This window comes from Peterkaempfera bronchialis (genome assembly GCF_003258605.2).
Taxonomy (GTDB): domain Bacteria; phylum Actinomycetota; class Actinomycetes; order Streptomycetales; family Streptomycetaceae; genus Peterkaempfera; species Peterkaempfera bronchialis.
The window spans coordinates 883293-906008 of sequence record NZ_CP031264.1 but is presented as its reverse complement, the minus strand read 5'-3'; the positions used below and the strand labels follow the sequence as shown (position 1 = coordinate 906008).

The following is a 22716-nucleotide window of genomic DNA, read 5'->3' as shown; positions in this document are numbered from 1 at the left end:
TCAGCCGGCGTGCGGGGCGGGTCCGGTGCTCTCCCGGACGGTCAGGGTGGGGGCGAGCAGGGTCAGCCCGGTGGTGTCCTCGCCCGACGCCTGGGCCATCACCAGCTCGACGGCGCGGCGCCCCATCTCCTCGGCGGGGATGGAGACCGAGGTGAGCTGCGGCGAGGCATGGAGGGCCACATCGTCCGGACAGATGGCGACGACCGAGGCGTCCTCGGGGACGGCCCGCCCGACCTGCCGCAGCAGGCTGAGCAGATGGGGGAGGGCGGCCTCGTTCTGCACCACGAAGCCGGTGGTGCCGGGGCGCTCCTCCAGAATGCGGGAGAGCGTCCCGGCGGTGGCCTCATGGCTGCCGCCGCACGGCCGGTGCAGAAAGCTCAGCCCGCGCTCGGCGGCCCGCCGGCCGAAGCCGGCCAGGGTGCGCTCGGCGAAGCCGGTGTGGCGGCGGTAGACGGTCTCGGCGGCGCCGATCAGCGCCACCTCGCGGTGGCCGAGGTCGGCCAGGTGGTCGGCGGCGACCGCGCCGGTGGCCTCGAAGTCGAGGTCCACGCAGGAGAGCCCGGAGGGGTCTGCGGGGAGGCCGATCAGCGCGGCGGCGGCGCCGGTCTGGCGCAGCAGCGGGATGCGCTCGTCGTCCAGCTCGACATCCATCAGGATGATGGCGTCGGCCAGCCCGCTGCCGGCCACCCGCTTGACCGCCGAGGGGCCCTCCTCGCTGGTGAGCAGCAGGACGTCATGGGCGTAGCGGCGGGCGGTGGTGGTGATGGAGATGGCGATCTCCATCATGACCGGGACGAACATGTCGGTGCGCAGCGGGATCATCAGGGCGATGACATTGGACCGGTTGCTGGCGAGCGCGCGGGCCCCCGCGTGCGGGTGGTAGCCGAGTTCCGCGATGGAGTGCTCCACCCGGCGGCGGGTGGCCTCGGAGATGGACCGCTTGCCGCTGAGGACGTACGAGACCGTGCTCGGGGACACACCGGCGTGCCGGGCGACCTGGGCGAGCGTGACCATGCGGTGCTCCATCTCGCGACACTCGTCTGATCGGCACTTGTGGTGAAGCGCTTCGACAGTGTCATGTCTGCGGCTCAATCGCTTCTTGCCGGGAGAGCTTAGGGACGGGTCCGGAGTGTGTCCAGACCCTGTGTCGAAGCGCTTCACCTGGCCGTCCTCCGCTGCCCGCCGAAGCGTTGGGCGCCCGGGCGGCCGAGGCGGATGAATGTGGTGATCTTGGATCGCTTCGGGGCTTCTTTCTTTCGGTTTCCCCGGCCCGTTCGAACCGTTCCGGTCGATTGCGGTCGACTGGCCCGGGAGGCCGCTGCGGCGCCTAGCGTCGTCGTCGCGTCCGCCGGTCCACTCGGCCGACCGGCGGGGGAACGACGACGAAGGGGACGCAGTCCGTGAATCTGGAAACCTCCCTCAAGGAGTGCATGACGATCGACGGCGCGCTGGGCGCCGCCCTGGTGGACTACAGCAGCGGGATGGCGCTGGGCGTGCTCGGCGGCAGCGACGAGCTGGACCTCAATGTGGCGGCGGCCGGAAACACCGATGTGGTGCGGGCCAAGATGCGGGCCATGGAACTGCTCGACCTGCGCGGCGAGGCCATCGAGGACATGCTGATCACGCTCTCCGGGCAGTTCCACCTGATCCGCCCGCTCACCAAGCGCGGCAGCCAGGGCATCTTCCTCTACCTGGTGCTCGACCGGCGGCGGGCCAACCTGGCGCTGGCCCGGCACCGCACCCGGCAGGTCTGCGACGCGCTGGAGCTCTGAGGTCTTTTTTCACGCCCACCAGTTGAAGGTTTCTGCAATTCCCGATCTGCCGGACACTTCACACTCCGGCAGCTCGGGCCCGCCGCCCGTAGCCTTCCGACCGCGGGGGCGGGAGAAGCGATGAATCCGGGAAGGGGCTGAACCGTGGTGCAACGGGTTCCGCTGTACCAGGCGAAGGCGGAGTTCTTCCGGATGCTCGGGCACCCCGTCCGCATCCGGGTGCTCGAACTGCTCCAGGAGGGGCCCAAGCCCGTACGCGAGCTGCTGACCGCCCTGGAGATGGAGCCGTCCAGCCTCTCCCAGCAACTGGCGGTGCTGCGCCGCTCCGGGATCGTGGTCTCCGCCCGGGACGGCTCCACCGTGGTCTACTCGTTGGCGGGGGCGGACGTCGCCGATCTGCTGCGGGCCGCCCGCCGCATCCTCACCGAACTCCTCGCCGGCCAGCAGGGCCTGCTCGCCGAGCTGCGCCAGGCCGAGGAGGGCGCCCGGGTCATGTGACGCAGGTCACGCCACGCCCCGAAATAACCGGGGACCAGCTCCCCGTTCTGTCTGGTGCAGCAACCGGGGATCTGGTCCCCGGTTCGGTATCGGAGGGGAGTGCGGCGATGGTCGGCAGCGCCGTGGTGCAGCGGGTGGCCCGACCGAGGGCGGACGCCGTGCGCAATCGCGAGCGGATCGTGGCCACGGCCCGGGAGATGTTCGTCGAGTACGGCGCCGATGTGCCGCTGGACGACATCGCCCGCCGCGCCGGAGTCGGCAACGCCACGCTCTACCGGCACTTTCCGGACCGCCGCGAGCTGATCCACACGGTCACCCTCTCGGTGCTCACCCGCACCGCCGAGCAGGCCGAGACGGCGCTCGCCGAGGAGGCGTCCGCCTTCCAGGCGCTGCGGCGCTTTGTGCACGCGGCGGTGGACGAGCGCATGGGGGCCATGTGCCCGCTGTTCTCCCGCTGGATCCAGCCCGGTGACCCTGAGTTCACCGAGGCGCGGGAACGTCTGTCGCGGGCCGTGCAGGACCTCATCGAGGCCGCCCAGCGGAGCGGGGAGCTGCGCCCCGACATCGGCCTCGGCGACCTGATGGTCGCCGTCAGCCAGCTCGCCCGACCGCTCCCGGGCACCGCCTGCCAGGGGGTCGACCGGTTTGTCCACCGGCATCTGGAGCTGCTGCTCGACGGGCTGAGTACACCGCGCCCATCGGAGCTGCCCGGCTTCGCCGTCACCCTGGACGACCTCCGGGGGCACGGGGAGGAGTGCCGCTGACCGAGCCGCGCCGCGGCTGATCCGCCTCCCGGCACCACCCCGTCTTCCGCCTACGCCACTCATGCCTGTGACGATTGTGAGTACCCCCATGCCCGAAACGCCCGCCCCCCACCCCAGGCGCTGGACAGCCCTGGTCTTCATCGCCCTCGCCCAGCTGATGGTGGTGCTCGACGCCACCATCGTGAACATCGCCCTGCCCTCGGCCCAGCGGGACCTCGGCATCTCCGACGGCAACCGCCAGTGGGTGATCACCGCCTACACCCTGGCCTTCGGCGGGCTGCTGCTGCTCGGCGGCCGGATCGCCGACATCGCGGGCCGCAAGCGGGCCTTCACCATCGGACTGCTCGGCTTCGCCGGCGCCTCCGCGCTCGGCGGCGCCGCCGTCAACACCGGCATGCTGCTCGGCGCCCGCGCCCTCCAGGGCGCCTTCGGCGCACTGCTCGCCCCGGCCGCGCTCTCCCTGCTCGCGGTCACCTTCACCGAGGCCCGGGAGCGCGCCAAGGCGTTCGGCATCTACGGCGCCATCGCGGGCGGTGGCGGCGCCATCGGCCTGATCCTGGGCGGCGTGCTCACCGAGTACCTCGACTGGCGCTGGGCGCTCTATGTCAACGTGCCCATCGCCGTGGTGGCCGCCGTCGGCGCCATCGCCGTCGTCCATGAGCCCGCCGGCAGCCGCAACAGCAACCGCCTGGACATCCCCGGCGTGGTGCTGGCGACGCTCGGCCTGGTCTCCCTGGTCTACGGCTTCACCCGCGCCGAGAGCGACGGCTGGGGCGCCGGTGCCACCATCGGCCTCTTTGTCGCGGCGGTCGTGCTGCTGCTCGGCTTCGTCGCCGTGGAGAGCAGGGTCAAGGCCCCGCTGCTGCCGCTGCGGGTGGTCGCCGACCGCAACCGGGCCGGGGTGTACCTCTCGCTGGGCCTGGCGGTCATCGGGATGTTCGGCCTCTTCCTCTTCCTCACCTACTACCTCCAGATCGTCAAGGGCTACACCCCGGTCGTCACCGGCCTGGCGTTCCTGCCGATGGTCGCCGGCATGATCACCGGCTCCACCCAGATCGGCGCCCGGCTGATGACCCGGGTCCCGCCCCGGCTGCTGATGGCCCCCGGCTTCCTGGCCGCCGCGCTCGGCATGCTGATCCTCACCCAGCTCAAGGTCGACAGCTCCTACGCCGGCCTGATCCTGCCCGCGCAGATCCTGCTGGGCCTCGGCATGGGCACCGCCTTCATGCCGGCCATGAGCCTGGCCACGCACGGCGTCCAGCCGCGCGACGCCGGTATCGCCTCCGCCATGGTCAACACCTCCCAGCAGGTCGGCGGCTCCATCGGTACGGCGCTGCTCAACACCATCGCGGCCAGCGCCACCACCTCGTGGCTCGTCGCCCGCGGCGGCGACCCCAAGCTGATCAACCAGGCGGCGGTGCACGGCTACGCGGCCGCCATCTGGTGGGCGGTCGGCATCCTGGCCGTCTCCGCGACCCTCGCGTTCACCTTGATCACCACCGGGCGCCAGGGCGGCGCCATCGCCTCCTCCGGCTCCCCGGAGGGCGCCGAGGACGAGGTGGCCATCCCCGTCATCGCCCACTGACACCTCCGTTCCACCGCGCGAAGGGCCCGCTCCGCCAGGGAGCGGGCCCTTCGCCGACTGCGCTCCAGGCCCTGCGCCCGTACCGGTGCGGCGGTAGCGTCGAAGGGCCACCGCACGGAGGAGGGCCCCCATGGCAGCAGCGGCACCGCCCACCCCGACGACCACCACCGCGTGGGTCGTGGACCGGCCCGGACCGATCACGGGTCGGCCGCTGCGCCGCGTCGAGCGGGAGGTGGCGGCGCCGGGCCCGTACGAGTTGCTGGTCGAGGTCGGCGCCTGCGGGGTCTGCCGCACCGACCTGCACCTCGCCGAGGGCGACCTGGCACCCCACCGGCCGCTCTGCACACCCGGCCACGAGGTGGTCGGCCGGGTGCTGGCGGCCGGCCCGGCGGCGGAGGGCTTCGTACCCGGCGACCGGGTGGGCGCCGCCTGGCTGGCCGGGACCTGCGGGGAGTGCCGCTACTGCCGCGCGGGACAGGAGAACCTCTGCCCGTACTCCCGCTACACCGGCTGGGACCTCGACGGCGGCTACGCCGGCCACCTGCTGGTCGACGCCCGCTACGCCTACCGGCTGCCGGAGGGCTGGGCCGACGAGGAGATCGCCCCGCTGCTCTGCGCCGGGATCATCGGCTACCGCGCGCTGGAGCGGGCGGAGCTGCCGCCCGGCGGGCGCCTCGGCCTGTACGGCTTCGGGGCCTCGGCCCATCTGACGGCGCAGCTGGCCATCGCGCGCGGCGCCACCGTCCATGTGCTCACCCGCTCCGAGGCGGCCCAGCGGCTCGCCCTGGACCTGGGCGCCGCCTCCGCCGCCGGAGCGTATGACGCGCCGCCCGAACCGCTGGACGCGGCGATCCTCTTCGCCCCGGTCGGGGAACTGGTGCCGACCGCGCTCGCCGCCCTGGACCGGGGCGGCACCCTGGCGGTGGCCGGCATCCACCTGACGGACATCCCGCCGCTGGGGTACGCCCGCCACCTCTTCCAGGAGCGGACGCTGCGCAGCGTCACCGCCAACACCCGGGAGGACGGCCGGGCGTACCTGGCCGAGGCGGCCCGGCTGCGCCCCCGGGTGCACCTCACCCGGTACCCGATGTCCCGGGCGGACCAGGCACTGGCCGACCTGGCAGCCGACCGGGTCACCGGGGTGGCCGTGCTGGTCCCGGACCCGGAGTGAGGCGCCTCGGACGGTGACTCACCCCCAGGGGCGGGCGGTCCTCAGCGACCGCTGCCCTGCCCCGCCGGGGTGCGGCCCGTCGCCTCCAGCAGCTCGGGCCCCTCGGGGATGTCCCGGGAGCGGTAGCGCCCGCTCTCCACCGACCACGCGACATGGCCCACCATCCACGACCGCAGCCCGTCGACCATGCCCAGCAGCGCCTCGGACTGCCCGTCCGGCAGCCGGGTGCAGAGCGAGGCGATCCCCGCAGCCGACTCGGAGAACCGCTCGACCTCGCCGTCGATGCGTGCCACCACCTCCCGGGCGGCATCCTCCAGCGGTATCCGGAGCTGCCGGTGAAGGACCGTCACAAAGTTGCACAGGTCGCCCACCGATATCTCCTTGGGCGCCGAGAACAGGTCATTGGTCCAGGCGATGGCGTTGGTGGCGGCCTCGCGCAGCGCGGCCACCTCGGGGTGGCTGATCAGGTGCTCGGGGATGGGCCGCGCGCTGCCGTACTCGATGAGGTCCGCACCCGTGTACATCGCGACCGTGGCCGACCGGTGGGCGCTGTAGTCGCGGTCGTCCAGGACGTTGCGGGACGCATTGACGGTGGCCTGGCGGCGGTAGGAGTGCAGGAAGTCCAGGACATTGCGGGTGAACCGCTCGGTCCAGGCAGGCGGCATGGGCCCGGTGATGCGCTTCCACAGGTCGGCGAGGGCGTCCCGGGAACGGCCGACGGCCGCGCTGGGCGCGGGGTGTCCGCCGGTCGACAGGCCGTGGCAGACCGGTTCCACGCAGTCGATCACATGGTTGACGAAGCCGAGGTCGCGCCCCTCGGGGGTGTCGTCCAGCAGGTCGTCGAAGGCGAAGATCCACCCGGTCCAGTCGGCCAGGGTCAGCAGCCGGTCGAACTCCGCGTCCGGGTAGACCCGGGCGGCGAAGCGGCCGAAGAGCATGGCGTCGAAGCTCTCCCCGACCGGACCGTCGGCGACGATCCCGGTGCTGCGGCACCACTCCCGCAGGTGGTCCTGGGCCTCGTGGGCGTGCGGGCTGATCCTGGAGGGGAAGGGGAATTCGGGCAGCGAGATGATCAGTTCCACGGTCTTCTCCGGATTCGTTGCTCACTCGTCAGGACGGCGCCGGAGACCTCCGCGGCGCATAACCGCCCGTCAGGGTGGGCCATGGCTCTCCTCCTCGTGGGGCGCGAATCGGGGAGTCGGGGGACCGCACGGCTGGATGGCGCTGAGAGGACTGCCTCGCAGAGATCTTCGTCCGCGCCGCCGGAGCGGTAAACACTCTTCCCGGCCAAACTATGCGGTTCCGGGCTTCCACAGGCGCCCTCCAACCCGGCCGCCACCCGATAACCTCGGCTCCAGCAGGGCAAGTCGGCGACACGGAGAGGTCAGCGGTGACCGATCGGGACGGCAGTCGGCAGCAGCAGGACCAGCGGACCCCGGGCGGACCGCCCGACCCGCTGCTGGAACGCGAGCAGGAGGTCGCGGAGGCCGAGCGGGCCGTGGACGACCTCTGCCGGCGGATGGAGGCGGGCGGCAGCGAACTCGGCGGACTGCTGCTGTGCAGCGGCTCGGCCGGCATGGGCAAGACCGCCTTACTGGCCCGGGTGCGCCGACTGGCCGCCGCCCGCGAAGGGTGCCGGGTCCTCTTCGCCCGGGGCAGTGAGCAGCAGCGCACCCTCCCCTTCCATGTCGTACGGCAACTCCTGCAACCCGTCCTGGCGGTGCGCAGCGAGGCGGAACGGCGGGAACTCTTCGGTGGCTGGTACGACATCGCGGGCCCGGCGGCCGGCCTCTTCGCCCCGCCCGCCGGGGTGCAGGCCGACCCGCAGGGCGTCCGCGACGGCCTGGACTGGGTGCTGATCCAGCTGGCGCAGCTCCAGTCCCCGCTGCTGCTGGTCGTGGACGACCTGCACTGGGCCGACCTGGAGTCGGCGGAGTGGCTGGCGTCGTTCCTGGTCCGCATCCGGGAGCTGCCGGTCCTGGTGGTCCTCGCCTACCGGCCGGACGACCTGCCGAGGGAGGACCCCTTCCAGCGGCTGACCGGCGAGCGGACCGCCCGGCCGGTCGCGCTGCGCCCGCTCAGCCCGGACGCCGTCGCCCAACTGGTCCGCACCACCCTGGGCGACCAGTCGGACGACGCCTTCTGCCGGGAGTGCTGGACCGTCACCGGCGGCAACCCGTACGAGGCGGTGGAGCTGCTGGCCAACGTCCGCCGCCGGAACATCGCCCCCACCTCGGACAACGCCGAGCTGCTGCGCGACCTCGGTGCGGCAGTCCGTGGCACCGGCCTGATCGCCGGGCTGGAGAAGCTCGGCCCGGCCACCGTCCACTTCGCCTGGGCCGCCGCCGTGCTCGGCACCGAGATCCCCGCCCAACTGGTCGCCAGCGTCTCGGCGCTGGGCCCGGCCGACGCCGCGCTGGCCACCGACAGACTGCGCGAGCACCGCATCCTCACCGGCAGCACCACCCTGGACTTCGTCCACCCGCTGATCGCCACCGCCGTCTACCGGGCCATCCCGCCCGCCGCCAGGACAGCCATGCACGGCATCGCCGCCCGGGCCGTCCAGGACGCGGGCCTCGGCGTCTCCGCCGCCGCCCGGCACCTGCTGGAGGTGCACCCCGACGGCGACGACGAGCTGGTCACCACACTGCGCACGGCGGCCCGGGAACACCTCGCGGTGGGCGCCCCGGACGCCGCCCGCCGCTGCCTGGAACGGGCCCTCGCCGAACCTCCGGCGGACGGCGACCGCGCCGTGGTCCAGTACGAACTCGGCTGCGCCACCCTGCTCACCCAACCCGCCGTCACCGTCAACCATCTGCGCGCCGCACTCGACCGGCCCGGCCTCGACCCCACCCTGCGGGAGAACGCCACCATGCGGCTGGCCCAGGCGCTCGGTCATCTGGACCGGCTGGACGACGCCGCCGAGGTGCTCGCCGCCGAGGCGGCCCGCACCCTGCCCGGCCCCGACCGGACCCGCCTCCAGGCCGCGCACTTCATGTGGACGGCGCTCCAGGACGGCGGCCACGACTGGCGGGACCGCTCCCGGGAACTGGCCGAACTCGCCCAGGGCCTCCAGGGCCGCGACATCGGGGCCCGGGTGCTCCAGGTGCTCCGAGGCTGGGACCTCATCCTGCGCGGCGAACCCGCGACGGCGGCGCAGGCACTGGTCGAGCAGGCCCTCGACGGCGGCCGGCTGCCGCGCGAACTCCAGTGGACCAACACCACCTGGGGATTCGAGGTCCCCACCATGGTCGGGATGACCTTCACCTACACCGACCGGCTGGATCTGGCGGAGGAGCTCTTCAGCGACGCCGCCCGCGAGTTCGAGATCGCCGGCTGGAGCGGTTCCCACCTGGGCTTCGCCTACTTCCTGCTGGGCCTGGTGCGGTTCCGCGGCGGCCGGCTCACCGAGGCGGAGGACTTCCTCCGCAGCAGCCTGCGGCTGGCCGACCGGCTCGGCCCGGGCGTCCCGCTCCAGTGGGACGCCGTCGGCGTGCTCATCGACACCCTGCTGGCCCGTGGCAAGATCGACCAGGCACGGGAGCTGGCCGCCGAGTACCGCTTCGGACCGCCGTACCCCTCGGCGCTGCTGCTCCCCGACGCGCCCACCCTGCACGGCAAACTACTGCTCGCCCTCGGCCGCAACGAGCAGGCCGCCGCCGAACTCACCGCGGCCGGCGCCCGCCTCGACGCCCGGGGCTGGCGCAACACCGTCTGGTCTCCCTGGCGCGCTCTGCTGGCCATCGCCGTCGCCGACGAGGAGCCCGAGCGGGCCCGCGAACTCGCCCGGCAGGCCGTGCAGGACGCCGAGCGGTACGGCACCGCCACCGCCGTGGGCCAGGCCCTGCGGCTGGGCGCCGCCGTCGCGGAGAGCCCCGACGAGGCCGAGGCCATGCTGGAACTGGCCGTCGGACTGCTCGGCCGCTCCCCGTCCGCGCACCAGTACGCCCTCGCCCTGGTCAACCATGGCTCCGCGCTGCGCCGCGTCGGCCGCGCCACCGAGGCCGCCGACCAGCTGCGCCAGGGCGTGGAGTTGGCCAACCAGTGCGGCGCCGAGACGCTGGCGGCACGCGGGGCGGCCGAGCTGGCCGCCGCCGGGATGCGTCCGCGCGGGCTCTATGTGGTCGGCAGCGAGGCGCTGACCCACCGGGAGCGGCGGGTGGCCGAACTGACGGTGCGGGGGATGTCCGCCGACCGGATCGCCGTCGAGCTGGGCACCGCCGTGATCGGGGTCAACCGGCTGCTGGCCGCCGTCCACCGCAAGCTGGGCACCGGGCGCGACGGGCTGGCCGCAGCGCTGGGGATGCCGCCGGAGGAGACCGGGGCGGCCCACCCCGAGTCCGACCCCGACCCCGACCCCGATCGCCCGGACGGCGACTGAGGGCTCGTCGACCCATCTCGGCAGCGCTCAACGCTGGCGGCTCGCGGTAGATCCCGAGACGTCCCGGCGGCGAAGTCGCACAAGTAGGTAGCCGCTGTCGCGGCCAGTGATCAGCCGATGGAGTGCGTCGTTCATTTCCAGGCCCTGACGCGGGCGACCGACGCGGCCCGCCGGGCCGGGGGTCAGGCGCCCGGCCCGGCCCAGGGCACGCCCGGTCGGCCGGTGGCGACGCCCTCGCAGCGGAAGAGGGCGCCGTGCGGCAGGCCGTCCCCGGGGTCGGTACCGGTCGCGGCGCTGGTGATGTACAGGGTGCGCAGGTCGGGGCCGCCGAAGGCGACGCTGGTCACCTGCGGCACCGGCAGCTCCACCGTCTCCAGCAGGGTGCCGTCCGGGCCGAAGCAGCGCACCGCCGAGCCGCCCCAGAAGGCGACCCAGAGGTTGCCCTCGGCGTCCAGGGTCATGCCGTCGGGGTCGCCCGGCAGCTGCGCGGTGTCGATGGTGCGGATCAGCGGCCCCACCGGCCCGTGCTCCGGGTAGGCGTACAGGTCGATGCGGCGGGTGGGGGTGTCGATGTACCAGAGCCGGTCCGGCTCCGGCCAGGCCAGGCCGTTGGGGATGGCGAGCCCGTCGAGCACCGGCACCGCCCGTACCGTGCCGCCGTCGGTCGGCTCCAGACGGTAGAGCGGGCCGGGCTCCCTGGGCTCGTCGAGCGTCATCGTCCCGGCCAGCAGCCGCCCGTAGGGATCGCACTTGCCGTCGTTCATCCGCCGGTGGGTGCGGTCCGCCTCCACCTCGGCGACCGGGCGGAGGGCGCCGGTCGCGGTGTCCAGCAGCTCGAAGCCCCGCTGGGTGGCCAGCAGCACCCGGCGGTCGCGATACGGGACCAGGGTGCCGGGCATGGTGTCCAGCTCCAGTGAGGTGACCTCACCGGTGGCCGGCTCCAGCCACATCACCCGCCGGTCCTCGATGCCGATCCAGTAGAGGCGGCCGGTGGCGGCATCCCAGAAGGAGCCCTCTCCCAGCTGGAGGCGGGACGGTTCGGCGATCTCGGCGTGCACGGTGACGGGCTCCAGGGGGCGTAGGCGGGGTCAACGGGCGCCCTCGGCGACCCGTGCGGGACAGTAGCCGACGCCATGTGCTCCGGACCAGGTGGCCGGTCGGCCTTCCGGACGGCGTTCCGGACGGCGTTTCGGACGGTGCTGCGGTCGGTGTTCCGGACGTTGCAGGCGGTGTCGCTGCGGGCGCGGTGGCGCGGTTAGGCTGTGCCGAGCCCGGCGGCATACCGCCCGGAAAGCAACAGGCCATCGCGACCTGTGAGTGAGGAGCAGAGGATGACGGCGGCCCCGCCACAGCGGCACCCGGACCAGGCAGGTACCCCCGGAGCACGGTCCGAGACCTTTGCGGTCCTCGCGGACGGTACGCCGGTCGAACGCTGGACCCTTCGGTCCGACAACGCTGTCACCGCCACCGTCCTCACCCTGGGCGCCACCCTGCACACCTGGCAGACGCCCGACCGCGACGGACGGCACGTCAACGTCGTGCTGGGCAGCGACGACTTCGCCACGGTGCTCGGCCCCGCGCGCCACTTCGGCACCATCGTCGGCCGCTATGCCAACCGCATCGCCGACAGCCGCTTCACCCTGGACGGCACCGAGCACCGCGTGGCCCCCACCGGACGCGGCGTCACCCTGCACGGCGGCCCGGACGGCTTCGCCCACCGCGTCTGGCAGGCCGAGGAGGTGCCCGCCGCCCCCGGCGGCGCCGCCGTGCGGTTCAGCCTGCACAGCCCCGACGGCGACCAGGGCTTCCCCGGCGCGCTGGACGCCACCGCCACGTACACCCTCGGGGCGGACGGCGCCCTGACCGTGGAGTACCACGCCACCGCCGACCGCCCCACCGTGGTCAACCTCACCAACCACGCCTACTTCAACCTCGCGGGCGAGGGCACCGGCGACGTCCTCGGGCACCACCTCACCGTTGACGCCGACCACTACACCCCGGTCGACGACCGGATGGTGCCGCTCGGCCCCTACGAGCCGGTGGCGGGCACCCCGTTCGACTTCACCTCGGCCCGGCGGATCGGCGAGCGCATCCGCGACGACCACCCGCAGCTGCGGCAGGCCGACGGCTACGACCACAACTGGGTGCTGCGCCCCCGCCCGGCCGACGGCGCCCCGGCCCGCGCCGCGCTGCTGCACCACCCGGCGACCGGGCGCACCCTGGAGGTCCGCACCACCGAGCCGGGCATCCAGGTCTACACGGGCAATACGTTCGACGGCCGGGTCACCGGCTTCGGCGGGACGGCCTACACGCCGTACAGCGGTGTCGCCCTGGAGACCCAGCACCACCCCGACTCGCCCAACCACCCGGACTACCCCTCCACCGTGCTCCGCCCCGGCGGTGAGTTCCGCTCCACCACGGTCTTCCGCCCGGGCGTCGCCTCGCGGGAGCCGTAGCGGAAGCCTTGGCGGAACCGCCGTCGCCGCCGGGTGGGGCTGCCGGCCGCTCATCACCGAGGCGGTCCGGCCCTGACGTTCCAGACGCCCGAGCACCCAGACGCCCGAGCATTTCAGACGCCCGAGCATGCGGAGGAGCCGTGGACGCCGCCACCCCTGCCCCCTGGGACAGCTTCTTCGACCGCCCCTTCGACCGGTCCGGCACCGGCAGCAGCAAGTGGCTGAGCGCCGGTGCCGACCCGGACCCCGGGCGGATCCCGCTCGGGCTGGCCGACATGGACCTGCCCGGCCCGCCCGCCGTCGCCGAGGCGCTGGCCGCCCGGGTCGCCCATCCGGCGCTGGGCTACACGGTCTGCGACCCGGGCGGCCGTGAGCTGGTCGCCGCCTGGTACCGGACCCGGCACGGCGCGGCGGTCGACCCGGAGTGGGTGCTGCTGCTGCCGTTCGGGCCGCGCACCGCCATCCGCCTGCTGCTGGAGGCGCTGCGCGCCGGACGTACCGGCCCACCCGGTCCGGTGCTGCTGCCCACCCCCGAGTACGGCGGCTTCGCCCCCACCTGCCGGGCCGCCGGGCTGCCGTACCGGGAGGTGCCGCTGGCCCTGGAGGAGGACGGCTACCGGCTGCCGGTGGCGGAGTTCGCCCGGTACGGCGGCCGGCCGCTCACCGCCGTACTGCTGAGCAGCCCGCACAATCCGACCGCCCGGGTCTGGGAGCGGTCCGCGATCCGGGCGCTGGCGGAGGTCGCGGCGGAGAGCGGCGGGGTGCTGATCTCCGACGAGGTGCACGCCGACCTGGTCCACCCCGGGCACCGCCACCCGGTGGCGGTGGAGGCCGCAGGCGACCTCGCGCCCGCCACCGTCACCCTGCACTCGGTGGGCAAGACCTTCAACACCACCGGACTGCCCAGCGCCTTCGCCCTGGTCCCCGACCCCGTACTGCGGGCGCGCCTGCGGGAGGTGATGGCCGGCTACGGCCTCTGGGAGGGCGGCCTGCTCACCCAGGTGGCCCAGCGCGCCGCCCTGGAGCACGGCGGCGCCTGGCTGGACGGGCTGCTGGCATACCTGGCGGGCAACCGCGACCTGGCGGTGGACGCGCTGCGCCGACTGGCTCCGCGTGCGGTGCCCTCCCCGCCGCAGGCGTCGTATCTGCTCTGGCTGGACGCCACCGCGCTGGGCCTGCCCGTCGACCGGGCCCGCGCGCTGCTGCTTGACCGCTGCGGCCTCGGGCTCCAGGACGGCGCGGGGTTCGGGTCCGCCGGACGCGGCTTCCTGCGGCTGAACTACGCCCTGCCCCGCCGCCGCCTCGCCGAGGCGCTGGACCGCCTGGCCCGGTCGGCCGATCCGGAGGGCGGCCGTCCGGTCCCGCCCGACCTGCGCTGATCCCCCGGCCGCCGGGCGGTTAACCGCCGTCTCCGCATGGTTCGGTGCAGACTGGGCAGGGAGCCCCGGGCCGTAAGAGCGAGAAAGGCACCGAGGGACCGAGGGACGGTGATCCGCGTGAAACCCGTACGCCCCCCGATACAGACCGACACCGGGCAACCGCAGGCACCGCCGACCGTGACCCCGCTGACCGAGTCGCGGGCGGAGGCGTATGTGGCCTCCATCTGTTTCAAGATCGGCCCACCGAGGCGGGTCGGTGTCGAACTGGAATGGCTGGTCCAGGACGCCCGCGACCCCGACGCCCCCGTGGATCCGGCCCGCATCGACGCCGCCGTCGAGGCCCTCGGCCTCCGGCCGCCCGATCCGACCCTCCCGGCAGGGTCCCGCATCACCCGCGAACCAGGCGGACAGGTCGAGCTCAGCTCCCCGCCCGCCGACTCCCTCACCGACTGCGCCGAGACCACGCTGCGCGACCTCGGCGCCCTCCGCACCGCCTTCGCCGCCCGTGGCCTGAGCCTGGTCGGTCTCGGTACCGACCCCTATCCGCGCCAACGCCGGGTGGTGGTGCACGGCCCCCGCTACGCGGCCATGGAGGAGTTCTTCGGCCGCGGCGGCCCCTGGGGCAAGATCATGATGTGCGCCAGCGCCTCCGTGCAGGTCTGCCTGGACGCCGGCACCGACGGCCCCGGCTCGCGCGGCTTCCGCGACCGCTGGCGGCTGCTGCATCTGCTCGGCCCGGTCCTGGTGGCGGCCTTCGCCAACTCCCCGCTGCTGGACGGCCGCCCCACCGGACGCCGCTCCACCCGGCAGGCCGTCTGGGAGCGGGTGGACCCCAGCCGCAGCCTCGCCCCCACCCCGCTGGCCGACGACCCCCGCCAGGCATGGGCCCGCTATGTGCTGGACGCCGAACTGCTCTGCGTACGGCGCGGCGACGGCCTCCCCTGGACGGCCCCCGGCGGACTGACCTTCCGCGACTGGCTGCGCGGCGCCGGAGAGCGCCCCGCCACCCTGGACGACCTGGACTACCACCTCACCACGCTCTTCCCGCCGGTGCGCCCGCAGGGCCACCTGGAACTGCGCATGATCGACGCCCAGCCCGACGACGGCTGGCTGATCCCCACCGCCCTGGTCACCGCGCTGCTGGACGACGACCGCGCCGCCGACGCCGCGCTGGCCGCCCTGGAACCCCTCGCCGACCCCGACCGGGACCTGCCCGGCCCGCGCGGCACCCTGTGGACCAGGGCCTCCACCCACGCGGTGGCCGACCCCGACCTGCGCCGCGCCGCCGTGGCCTGCTTCGCCGCCGCCGACGAGGCACTGCCCCGCCTCGGCGCGCCCGCCGCGCTGCGCCACGCGGTGGCGGCCTTCGCCGACCGCTACCCCGGCCGCGGCCGGTGCCCCGCCGACGACCAGCTGGACGCCCTGGCCGGCCGCACGTCCGCCGGCACCCGCACCCGCCCCGGCACCGACCCCGCGACGACGCAGGAGACCGCCCCGTGCTGAACACCGACACCGCACCCGGCCCCGGAACGTCGGGCGACGCCCTGCGCGAGCGCATCGCCGCCGAACTGCTCGCCGCCCGTGAGCGCACCGCCGCCCTCACCGGCTGCGTCGAGGAACCCGACCTGGTCGCCCAGCACTCCCCGCTGATGTCGCCGCTGGTCTGGGACCTCGCCCACATCGGCAACCAGGAGGAGCTCTGGCTGCTGCGCAACGTCGGTGGCCGCGACCCCCTGCACCCCGAGATCGACCCGCTGTACGACGCCTTCGAGCACCCCCGCGCCGAGCGCCCCTCCCTCCCGCTGCTGCCGCCCGCCGAGGCCCGCGCCTACACCCACGAGGTACGCGGCCGGGTGCTGGACCTGCTGGAGACCACCGCGCTGGACGGCACCGGACTGCTGCGCGGCGGCTTCGCCTTCGGGATGATCGCCCAGCATGAACAGCAGCATGACGAGACCATGCTGATCACCCATCAGCTGCGCCACGGCCCCCCGGTGCTCGCCGACCCGCCGCCCGCCCCCGCCCCCGGCGACGCCGCCGCGCTGCCCGCCGAAGTCCTGATCCCCGCAGGCGACTTCACCATGGGCGCGGCCGGCGAGCCCTGGGCGCTGGACAATGAACGCCCCGCCCACCTCGTGCACGTCCCCGCCTTCTTCCTGGACACCGTCCCGGTCACCAACGGCGCCTACCAGCGCTTCATCGCCGACGGAGGCTATGACGACCCCCGCTGGTGGACCGCCGAGGGCTGGCAGCACCGGCAGCGGGCCGGCCTCACCGCGCCGCTCTTCTGGTCCAGGGACGGCGCCACCTGGCTGCGCCGCCGCTTCGGCACCACCGAGCCGGTGCCCGCCGACGAGCCGGTGGTCCATGTCTCCTGGTACGAGGCCGACGCCTACGCCCGCTGGGCCGGGCGGCGGCTGCCCACCGAGGCCGAGTGGGAGAAGGCCGCCCGCCACGACCCGGCTACCGGCCGCACCCGCCGCTACCCGTGGGGCGACGCCGACCCCACCCCCGCCCACGCCAACCTCGGCCAGCGCCATCTGCGCCCGGCACCCGCCGGCAGCTACCCGGCCGGCGCCTCCGCCTACGGCGCCCGGCAGTTGATGGGCGACGTCTGGGAGTGGACCGGCAGCGACTTCACCCCCTACCCCGGGTTCCGTGCCTGGCCCTACCGGGAGTACTCCGAGGTGTTCTTCGGCAGCGACCACAAGGTGCTGCGCGGCGGCTCCTTCGCCGTGGCGCCGGTCGTCGGCCGCGCCACCTTCCGCAACTGGGACTACCCCGTCCGGCGGCAGATCTTCGCCGGTTTCCGCACCGCCCGCGACGCCGAACCACGCCCCGGCCGGACCGCTGCGGGGGCCGCCTGATGTGCCGCCACCTGGCCTATGTCGGCCCACCCCGGACCATCCGCGCGCTGGTCACCGACCCCCCGTACGGGCTGCACCAGCAGTCCTGGGCACCCCGGATGCAGAAGTACGGCACCGTCAACGCCGACGGCTTCGGCATCGGCTGGTACGCCGACGGCGACCCGGTGCCCGCCCGCTACCGCCGCTCCGGCCCGATCTGGGCCGACCCCTCCTTCGCCGACCTGGCCCGGGTGGTCCACACCCGCGCCCTGCTGGCCGCCGTACGGTCCGCCACCGACGGCTGCGCCCCCGGCGAGGCCGCCGCCGCCCCGTACGCGGCCGACCAGTGGCTCTTCAGCCACAACGGCGCACTGCCCGGCTGGCCCGCAGCCTTCGCCGACCTCGCCGCCACCCTGCCGCCCGCCGACCTGCTGGCGCTGGAGGCCCGCTGCGACTCCGCACTGGTCTGGGCCCTGGTGCTGCGGCGGCTGCGGGACGGCGCCGCACCCGGCGAGGCGCTGGCCGCCACCGTACGGGACATCGCCGCCCGGGCCGACGCCCGGCTCAACCTGCTGCTCACCGACGGCACCCTGATCGCCGCCACCACCTGGGGCGACACCCTCTTCCACCGGCTGGAGCCGGGCCGCTGCGCCCTGGTCGCCTCGGAGCCGGGGGACGACCTCCCCGGCTGGACACCGGTCCCCGACGGCTCGCTGCTGCTGGCCACCGCCGACGCGGTCACCGTCCGCCCGCTGGCGGGACCGCCGGGCTGAGCGGCGGGCGCGCGACGCACGCCCACTCCACCCACCACCGTCCACCGCGCGAGAGGACGCCCCGCCATGGCCACTCCGTTCGACCTGACCCGCCTGCTGCCCGCCGACCACTTCAGCGCCGCGCTGCGCCACGACGTGCTCCACGGCCTCACCGCCGATCCCAAGTGGCTGCCGCCCAAGTGGTTCTACGACGCACGCGGCAGCGAACTCTTCGAGGAGATCACCCGGCTGCCCGAGTACTACCCCACCCGGGCCGAGCGGGCCATCCTCACCGCCCGCGCCGCCGAGATCGCCGAGGCCACCGGCGCCCGCACCCTGGTCGAGCTGGGCTCCGGCTCCTCCGAGAAGACCCGGCTGCTGCTGGACGCGCTGCGCGACCTGGGCACCCTGGAGAGCTACCTCCCGGTGGACGTCAGCGACACCGCCCTGCTGGACGCCGGTCGGGCCCTGATCGCCGAGTACCCGGGCCTCGCCGTGCACGCGGTGGTCTCCGACTTCACCGCGACGCTGGACCTCCCGCCCTCCCAGGGCCCCCGCCTGATCGCCTTCCTCGGCGGCACCCTCGGCAATCTGCTGCCCGACGAGCGGGCCGGCTTCCTCGCCGGGCTGCGCGCCCAACTGGCCCCCGGCGACGCGCTGCTGCTCGGCACCGACCTGGTCAAGGACCCGTCCGTGCTGGTGGCCGCCTACGACGACGCGGCCGGTGTCACCGCCGAGTTCGACAAGAACGTGCTGACCGTACTCAACCGCGAACTGGACGCGGACTTCGACCCCGCCGCCTTCGAGCACCTCGCCCGCTGGAACGCCGCCAGCGAGTGGATCGAGATGCGGCTGCGCTCCCGCCGCGAGCAGGCCGTGAAGATCCGCGCCCTGGACCTGGTCGTCCCCTTCGGCGCCGGCGAGGAGCTGCGCACCGAGGTCTCCGCGAAGTTCCGCCGCCGTGGGATCACGGCGGAACTGGCCGCCGCCGACCTGACCCTCGCCCACTGGTGGACCGACCCGGAGGACCGGTTCGGGCTCTCGCTCGCGGTGCCCGCATAGCCGTCCGCCGAAACTGACGGTGCCGGACATTCCGCTCGCCCGTTTCACTCCTGACCTTGTGTGGCTAGTATCGCTCGTCATCCGGCCGCACGTCAGAAGCGGCCGGTGTCAGGCGACCGCTGCTGGGGAGACATGGCGCTGCGTACAGCTGCATCCGACGGGCCCGCCCGAAGACCAGGCCGGCCATGGCTCGGATCACTCCGGACGGTCCTGCTGGTGCTCGCACTGGTCCCCAGCATCGCCATGGTCGCCCTGTGGACCGTCAGCTCCGAACGGCTCTACGCGGACTGGCGGGAGCAGAAGGCGCAGAGCGCCCTCTCCCACCGCGCCGGACTGCCGTCCACCCTGGTGTACGACAACCTCCAGGAGGAGCGCCGGCTGAGCGCCGAGGTGCTGGCCGACCCCGCCGCCTCCCGAAAGGCGCTGACCGACCAGCGGGACCGCACCGACCAGGCGGTGCGGTCCTTCCAGGCCCTCTCCGGTATCGAGGCGGGCGACGCCCCCGAGGAGCTGCGCTTCGCCGTCGCCGACGCCCGCGACCAGATGGAGCGGCTGTCCGGCTTCCGGGACGGCGTGGACCGCCGGGTGGCCAGCCAGCAGGTGACCTTCGCCTACTACACCGGTCTGATCGAGACCGACCTGCGCCTCTTCACCGCGCTCAGCAATGTGGACAACGGCCAGGTCAGCTATCTCTCCAGGACCCTGGTCGACGCCTTCTGGGCCAAGGAGATGCTCTCCCGCGAGGACGCGCTGCTCGCCCGGGCCGAGGGCCGCCGACTCGACGTCGAGGAGCACCAGCAGCTGGTGGGGTGGATCGGTGCCCAGCAGTTCGCCCTGGAGAGCAAGGTCGCCCCGTACCTCGACGAGGCCGAGGCGCTGGTGTACAGCGACCTGACCGAGGGCACCGCCTGGCAGGGCAAGGACGCCATCGAGCGGACACTGGTGCACCTCAGCCCCGCCGGGGGCGGCACAGTGGCCATCCCGCCGTCGACCCTCACCCAGTGGCGGCAGAGCGTCGACCAGGTCACCCCCACACTTCAGCGACTGCTCCAGAGCCGCACCCTGGCCGTCGCCGAGGTCGGCGACAACACCGTGCACGCCCTCCAGATGCGGCTGATCACCACCGGTGCCGTCGGCCTGGCCGGGGTGCTGCTGGTGGTGCTGGTCAGCGTGCGGCTCACCGGATCGCTGCGCAGGCGGATCTTCTCGCTGCGCGACGACGCCCGGCAGGCCCAGACCACCCTGCCCGAGCTGGTCGACCGGCTCAGCGCGGGCGAGAGCGTCGACCTCGCCGCCGAGACCCGCGAGACCCCGCGCGGCAGCGACGAGCTGGGCCAGCTGGAGGACGCCCTCGCCCAGGCCCGGCGCAGCGCGGTGGAGACCGCCGTACGGCAGGCCGCGCAGCACCGGGGCTTCGAGCGGCTGCTCCAGCGGATCGCCCGCCGCACCCAGCTGCTGATCGGCCTGCAACTCAAGAAGCTGGACGAGATGGAGCGCCGCCACGAGGACCCGGAGGTGCTGGAGGGCCTCTTCGACCTCGACCACCTGACCGCCCGGCTGCGCCGCTACGAGGAGAACCTGGTGATCCTCGGCGGCGGCCAGCCGCAGCGCCGCTGGCGCAAGCCGGTCCGGCTGCTGGATGTGCTGCGCGCCGCCCAGGGCGAGGTGCGGGACTACCGCCGGGTGCAGATCGAGGTCGAGGGCCGTCCCTGGGTCGCCGAGCGGGCCGTGGGCACGGTGGTCCATGTGCTGGCCGAGCTGATGGAGAACGCCGCGTCGTTCTCCAAGCCGCCCACCCCGGTCGAGGTGCGGGCCGCCTCGGTGGGCCGGGGCCTGGTGGTCGAGATCGAGGACCGCGGGCTGGGCATGGAGCCCGAGCAGTACGCGGCGGCGAACCGGCTGATGGCCGACCCGCCGCGGATGGATGTGATGACCCGGGCCGACGACGCCCGGCTTGGCCTCTATGTGGTGGCGCGGCTGGCCGCCGGCCTCGGTCTCCAGGTGGAGTTCCGGGCATCCGCTTTCGGCGGCACCCGGGTGATCGTGCTGATCCCCGCCGAGCTGGTGGCCGAGGCCCCCGAGGGCGCCCCGGCGCCCCATGAGCCCCACGGCAGGGGCGGCGGTCGGCTGGCCGTCGTGGACCCGGTGGACGGGGACGCCGCCGGGGCTGCGGAGCCCGAGGCGGTCCCGGTCGGCGGCGGGCCCGCCCCGGTCGCGGTGGCCGAGCTGGGGCCGACGGGTCTGCCGGTCCGCTCCCGGGGCCGGGCGATGTCCGCCGTTGCGGGGAGCCCCGAGACCGCCAAGCCGGCTGAGCCGACGGGGACCGCAGGGGCCGCCGATCCGGCCCGCTCCGACCGGCCGCTGCCCCGGCGGGTGCGCCAGGCCAGCCTGGTCGACGAGCTCAGGGAGCCGGCGGCCCGGCCGCAGTCCGCCACCGGGGACACGCCGTCCCCGCGTACCGCGCCCACCCGCTTCGGCCCGGCCATCCGCGCCTTCCAGCGGCAGTCCCGGATCGCACGGTCGGGCAGTGGCACGGACGACCACCATGCGACCGGCGCAACCCCGCCGGAAGTCAAGCGCCCCACGACGGAAGACCGATGATGACACCGAGAACCACCGCCACCGACCATGACCTGGACTGGCTGCTCGACGGCCTGATCGACCAGGTCGCAGGGAGCCGGCACGCCGTCGTGCTCTCCGACGACGGCCTGGTGATCAGCCAGTCCCGCACCATCGAACGCTCCGACGCCGAACGGCTGGCGGCGGTGGCCACCGGCCAGCAGAGCCTGGCCCGGGGCATCGGGGAGCTGTTCGGCGGCGGACCGGTGCACCAGGTCATCGTGGAGATGGCGGACCTCTGGCTCTTTGTCACCGCCGCAGGCCGTGGCACCCACCTGGCCGTGGTCGCCTCCCAGGACGTCGACGCCGAGGTGATGGCGGTGGCCATGCACACCCTCGTCCAGCAGGTCGGACTGAAGCTCGGCACCGAGGCGCGGAGCGATTCCGCCGACGCCGACGGTGGTGGACGTGGGTGAGCCACTGGACGGACGGCCTCGAAGCCGATGACGGCGACGAGTCGCTGGTCAGGCCGTACACCATCACGCGTGGACGGACCTCGTCCGAGCGGGACGACCTCAGTCTGATCACGGTGATCACCACCGTTGACCCGGACCTCGGATCGGCAGCGGGTGCCCGGGCCCTCCAGCCCGAGCACCGCGCGATCCTTGAGCAGTGCCGCCGGCCGGCGGCCGTCGCGGAGGTCGCGGCCGAACTCGACCTTCCCGTATCGGTGACCAAGATCCTGATCGGCGACCTGGTCGCCCAGAACCGGGTGTCGGCCCGACCGCCGCTGGCGGTCGCCCAGGGCGGACTGGACGCAACACTTCTTCAGGCGGTGAGGGATGGGCTCCGCAGACTCTGACCATGGAGCAGTCGCGGGCGATGCGCCCGCAGCGGTCAAGGTGCTGATCGCCGGCGGCTTCGGCGTCGGCAAGACCACGATGGTGAGCTCGGTGAGCGAGGTGACGCCGCTGCGGACCGAGGAGTACATGACCCGGGCCAGCCTCGGCGTCGACGACCTGGAAGGGGTCGCGGACAAGGCCACCACCACGGTCGCCCTCGACTTCGGCCGGATCACCGTCACCGGCGACCTGGTGGTGTACCTCTTCGGGACACCCGGTCAGGAGCGCTTCTGGTTCATGTGGAACGACCTGGTCAACGGCGCCCTCGGGGCCGTGGTGCTGGCCGACACCCGCAGGCTGGAGACCAGCTTCGCCTCGATCGACTTCTTCGAGAGCCGGGGCATCCCCTTTGTGGTGGGGGTCAACTGCTTCAACGGCGTGCGGGACCGCACCCCGGAGGAGGTCCGCGAAGCCCTCGACCTGGACCCGGGGGTGCCGCTGCTGCTGGTCGATGTACGCCGGCGCGGTGACGCCCGCGACCTGCTGCTCTCCCTGGTCGACCATCTGATGGCCCTTCAGGAAGCGGCACCGGTACCGGTCGGCTGACCCCGGCCCGGCCGGGGCCGCGCCGCCCCGCCCCGGCCCGGCC

Annotated in this window: 19 protein-coding genes; 16 read left to right on the top strand and 3 right to left on the bottom strand. The window is 74.0% G+C overall.

Features of this window, described 5'->3' with window-relative positions:
* On the bottom strand, nucleotides 1-1014 hold the full coding sequence (locus C7M71_RS03965) for a LacI family DNA-binding transcriptional regulator (RefSeq protein ID WP_111491122.1): 1014 nt from the start codon (nucleotides 1012-1014) through the stop codon (nucleotides 1-3).
* A gap of 416 nt (nucleotides 1015-1430) precedes the next feature.
* Here C7M71_RS03965 and C7M71_RS03960 point away from each other — a divergent pair, with 416 nt between their 5' ends.
* From C7M71_RS03960 to C7M71_RS03940, 5 genes are all read left to right on the top strand, one after another.
* A complete protein-coding gene (locus C7M71_RS03960) occupies nucleotides 1431-1772 on the top strand; it encodes a hypothetical protein (RefSeq protein ID WP_111491109.1) in 342 nt (113 codons plus the stop codon).
* A gap of 144 nt (nucleotides 1773-1916) precedes the next feature.
* Nucleotides 1917-2270 (top strand): ArsR/SmtB family transcription factor, encoded by a 354-nt coding sequence (locus C7M71_RS03955; protein ID WP_322975143.1) that lies wholly within the window; start codon nucleotides 1917-1919, stop codon nucleotides 2268-2270.
* Nucleotides 2271-2377: 107 nt separating this feature from the next.
* Nucleotides 2378-3034, top strand: coding sequence for a TetR/AcrR family transcriptional regulator (locus C7M71_RS03950; protein ID WP_111491110.1), 657 nt, complete (start codon nucleotides 2378-2380; stop codon nucleotides 3032-3034).
* A gap of 88 nt (nucleotides 3035-3122) precedes the next feature.
* Complete coding sequence (locus C7M71_RS03945; RefSeq protein ID WP_111491111.1) at nucleotides 3123-4619, top strand: MFS transporter; 1497 nt, start codon at nucleotides 3123-3125, stop codon at nucleotides 4617-4619.
* A 130-nt stretch (nucleotides 4620-4749) separates the two neighbouring features.
* Complete coding sequence (locus C7M71_RS03940; protein ID WP_111491112.1) at nucleotides 4750-5790, top strand: zinc-binding alcohol dehydrogenase family protein; 1041 nt, start codon at nucleotides 4750-4752, stop codon at nucleotides 5788-5790.
* A 41-nt stretch (nucleotides 5791-5831) separates the two neighbouring features.
* Here the strand turns inward: C7M71_RS03940 and C7M71_RS03935 are convergent, their stop codons facing one another.
* The gene (locus C7M71_RS03935) at nucleotides 5832-6872 is read right to left on the bottom strand and encodes a terpene synthase family protein (RefSeq protein WP_111491113.1); all 1041 of its coding nucleotides are present in this window, start codon (nucleotides 6870-6872) and stop codon (nucleotides 5832-5834) included.
* A 308-nt stretch (nucleotides 6873-7180) separates the two neighbouring features.
* On the opposite strand from C7M71_RS03935, the gene C7M71_RS03930 reads away from it, so the two are divergent.
* Nucleotides 7181-10171, top strand: a complete 2991-nt coding sequence (locus tag C7M71_RS03930; protein WP_407675857.1) for an ATP-binding protein — start codon at nucleotides 7181-7183, stop codon at nucleotides 10169-10171.
* A 182-nt stretch (nucleotides 10172-10353) separates the two neighbouring features.
* On the opposite strand, the gene C7M71_RS03925 is transcribed toward C7M71_RS03930, so the two are convergent.
* Nucleotides 10354-11229, bottom strand: coding sequence for an SMP-30/gluconolactonase/LRE family protein (locus tag C7M71_RS03925; protein ID WP_162824124.1), 876 nt, complete (start codon nucleotides 11227-11229; stop codon nucleotides 10354-10356).
* Nucleotides 11230-11502: 273 nt separating this feature from the next.
* On the opposite strand from C7M71_RS03925, the gene C7M71_RS03920 reads away from it, so the two are divergent.
* The 10 genes from C7M71_RS03920 to C7M71_RS03880 all read left to right on the top strand — a co-directional run bounded on the left by C7M71_RS03920 (nucleotide 11503) and on the right by C7M71_RS03880 (nucleotide 22673).
* Complete coding sequence (locus tag C7M71_RS03920; RefSeq protein ID WP_111491116.1) at nucleotides 11503-12627, top strand: aldose epimerase family protein; 1125 nt, start codon at nucleotides 11503-11505, stop codon at nucleotides 12625-12627.
* A 140-nt stretch (nucleotides 12628-12767) separates the two neighbouring features.
* Nucleotides 12768-14006 (top strand): MalY/PatB family protein, encoded by a 1239-nt coding sequence (locus tag C7M71_RS03915; RefSeq protein WP_111491117.1) that lies wholly within the window; start codon nucleotides 12768-12770, stop codon nucleotides 14004-14006.
* A 117-nt stretch (nucleotides 14007-14123) separates the two neighbouring features.
* Complete coding sequence (gene egtA / locus C7M71_RS31405) at nucleotides 14124-15509, top strand: ergothioneine biosynthesis glutamate--cysteine ligase EgtA (protein WP_229758525.1); 1386 nt, start codon at nucleotides 14124-14126, stop codon at nucleotides 15507-15509.
* Entirely contained in the window at nucleotides 15503-16873 is a 1371-nt protein-coding gene (gene egtB / locus C7M71_RS03910) for an ergothioneine biosynthesis protein EgtB (RefSeq protein ID WP_111493912.1), read from the top strand. The genes egtA and egtB overlap by 7 nt, the downstream gene beginning before the upstream one ends.
* Entirely contained in the window at nucleotides 16873-17625 is a 753-nt protein-coding gene (gene egtC, locus C7M71_RS03905; RefSeq protein WP_111493910.1) for an ergothioneine biosynthesis protein EgtC, read from the top strand. Before egtB ends, egtC begins: the two co-directional genes overlap by 1 nt.
* A 66-nt stretch (nucleotides 17626-17691) precedes the next feature.
* Complete coding sequence (gene egtD, locus C7M71_RS03900) at nucleotides 17692-18666, top strand: L-histidine N(alpha)-methyltransferase (protein WP_111493908.1); 975 nt, start codon at nucleotides 17692-17694, stop codon at nucleotides 18664-18666.
* Between the two features lie 216 nt (nucleotides 18667-18882).
* Nucleotides 18883-21267, top strand: coding sequence for a sensor histidine kinase (locus C7M71_RS03895; protein WP_229758524.1), 2385 nt, complete (start codon nucleotides 18883-18885; stop codon nucleotides 21265-21267).
* Nucleotides 21267-21701: a roadblock/LC7 domain-containing protein gene (locus tag C7M71_RS03890; RefSeq protein WP_111493904.1), complete on the top strand. Its 435-nt coding sequence runs from the start codon at nucleotides 21267-21269 to the stop codon at nucleotides 21699-21701. Before C7M71_RS03895 ends, C7M71_RS03890 begins: the two co-directional genes overlap by 1 nt.
* Nucleotides 21698-22087: a DUF742 domain-containing protein gene (locus C7M71_RS03885; protein ID WP_111493902.1), complete on the top strand. Its 390-nt coding sequence runs from the start codon at nucleotides 21698-21700 to the stop codon at nucleotides 22085-22087. Before C7M71_RS03890 ends, C7M71_RS03885 begins: the two co-directional genes overlap by 4 nt.
* On the top strand, nucleotides 22068-22673 hold the full coding sequence (locus C7M71_RS03880; protein WP_111493900.1) for a GTP-binding protein: 606 nt from the start codon (nucleotides 22068-22070) through the stop codon (nucleotides 22671-22673). The genes C7M71_RS03885 and C7M71_RS03880 overlap by 20 nt, the downstream gene beginning before the upstream one ends.
* The last annotated feature ends 43 nt before the right edge of the window (nucleotides 22674-22716 follow it).

Excerpts from the sequence above, each read along its gene's own strand:
- C7M71_RS03960 (WP_111491109.1), top strand. The coding sequence starts at position 1,431 with ATGACGATCGACGGCGCGCTGGGCGCCGCCCTGGTGGACTACAGCAGC.
- C7M71_RS03945 (WP_111491111.1), top strand. The coding sequence starts at position 3,123 with ATGCCCGAAACGCCCGCCCCCCACCCCAGGCGCTGGACAGCCCTGGTC.
- C7M71_RS03950 (WP_111491110.1), top strand. The coding sequence starts at position 2,378 with ATGGTCGGCAGCGCCGTGGTGCAGCGGGTGGCCCGACCGAGGGCGGAC.
- egtD (WP_111493908.1), top strand. The coding sequence starts at position 17,692 with ATGGCCACTCCGTTCGACCTGACCCGCCTGCTGCCCGCCGACCACTTC.
- C7M71_RS03880 (WP_111493900.1), top strand. The coding sequence starts at position 22,068 with ATGGGCTCCGCAGACTCTGACCATGGAGCAGTCGCGGGCGATGCGCCC.
- C7M71_RS03890 (WP_111493904.1), top strand. The coding sequence starts at position 21,267 with ATGACACCGAGAACCACCGCCACCGACCATGACCTGGACTGGCTGCTC.
- C7M71_RS03940 (WP_111491112.1), top strand. The coding sequence starts at position 4,750 with ATGGCAGCAGCGGCACCGCCCACCCCGACGACCACCACCGCGTGGGTC.
- C7M71_RS03965 (WP_111491122.1), bottom strand. The coding sequence starts at position 1,014 with ATGGTCACGCTCGCCCAGGTCGCCCGGCACGCCGGTGTGTCCCCGAGC.
- C7M71_RS03920 (WP_111491116.1), top strand. The coding sequence starts at position 11,503 with ATGACGGCGGCCCCGCCACAGCGGCACCCGGACCAGGCAGGTACCCCC.
- egtC (WP_111493910.1), top strand. The coding sequence starts at position 16,873 with ATGTGCCGCCACCTGGCCTATGTCGGCCCACCCCGGACCATCCGCGCG.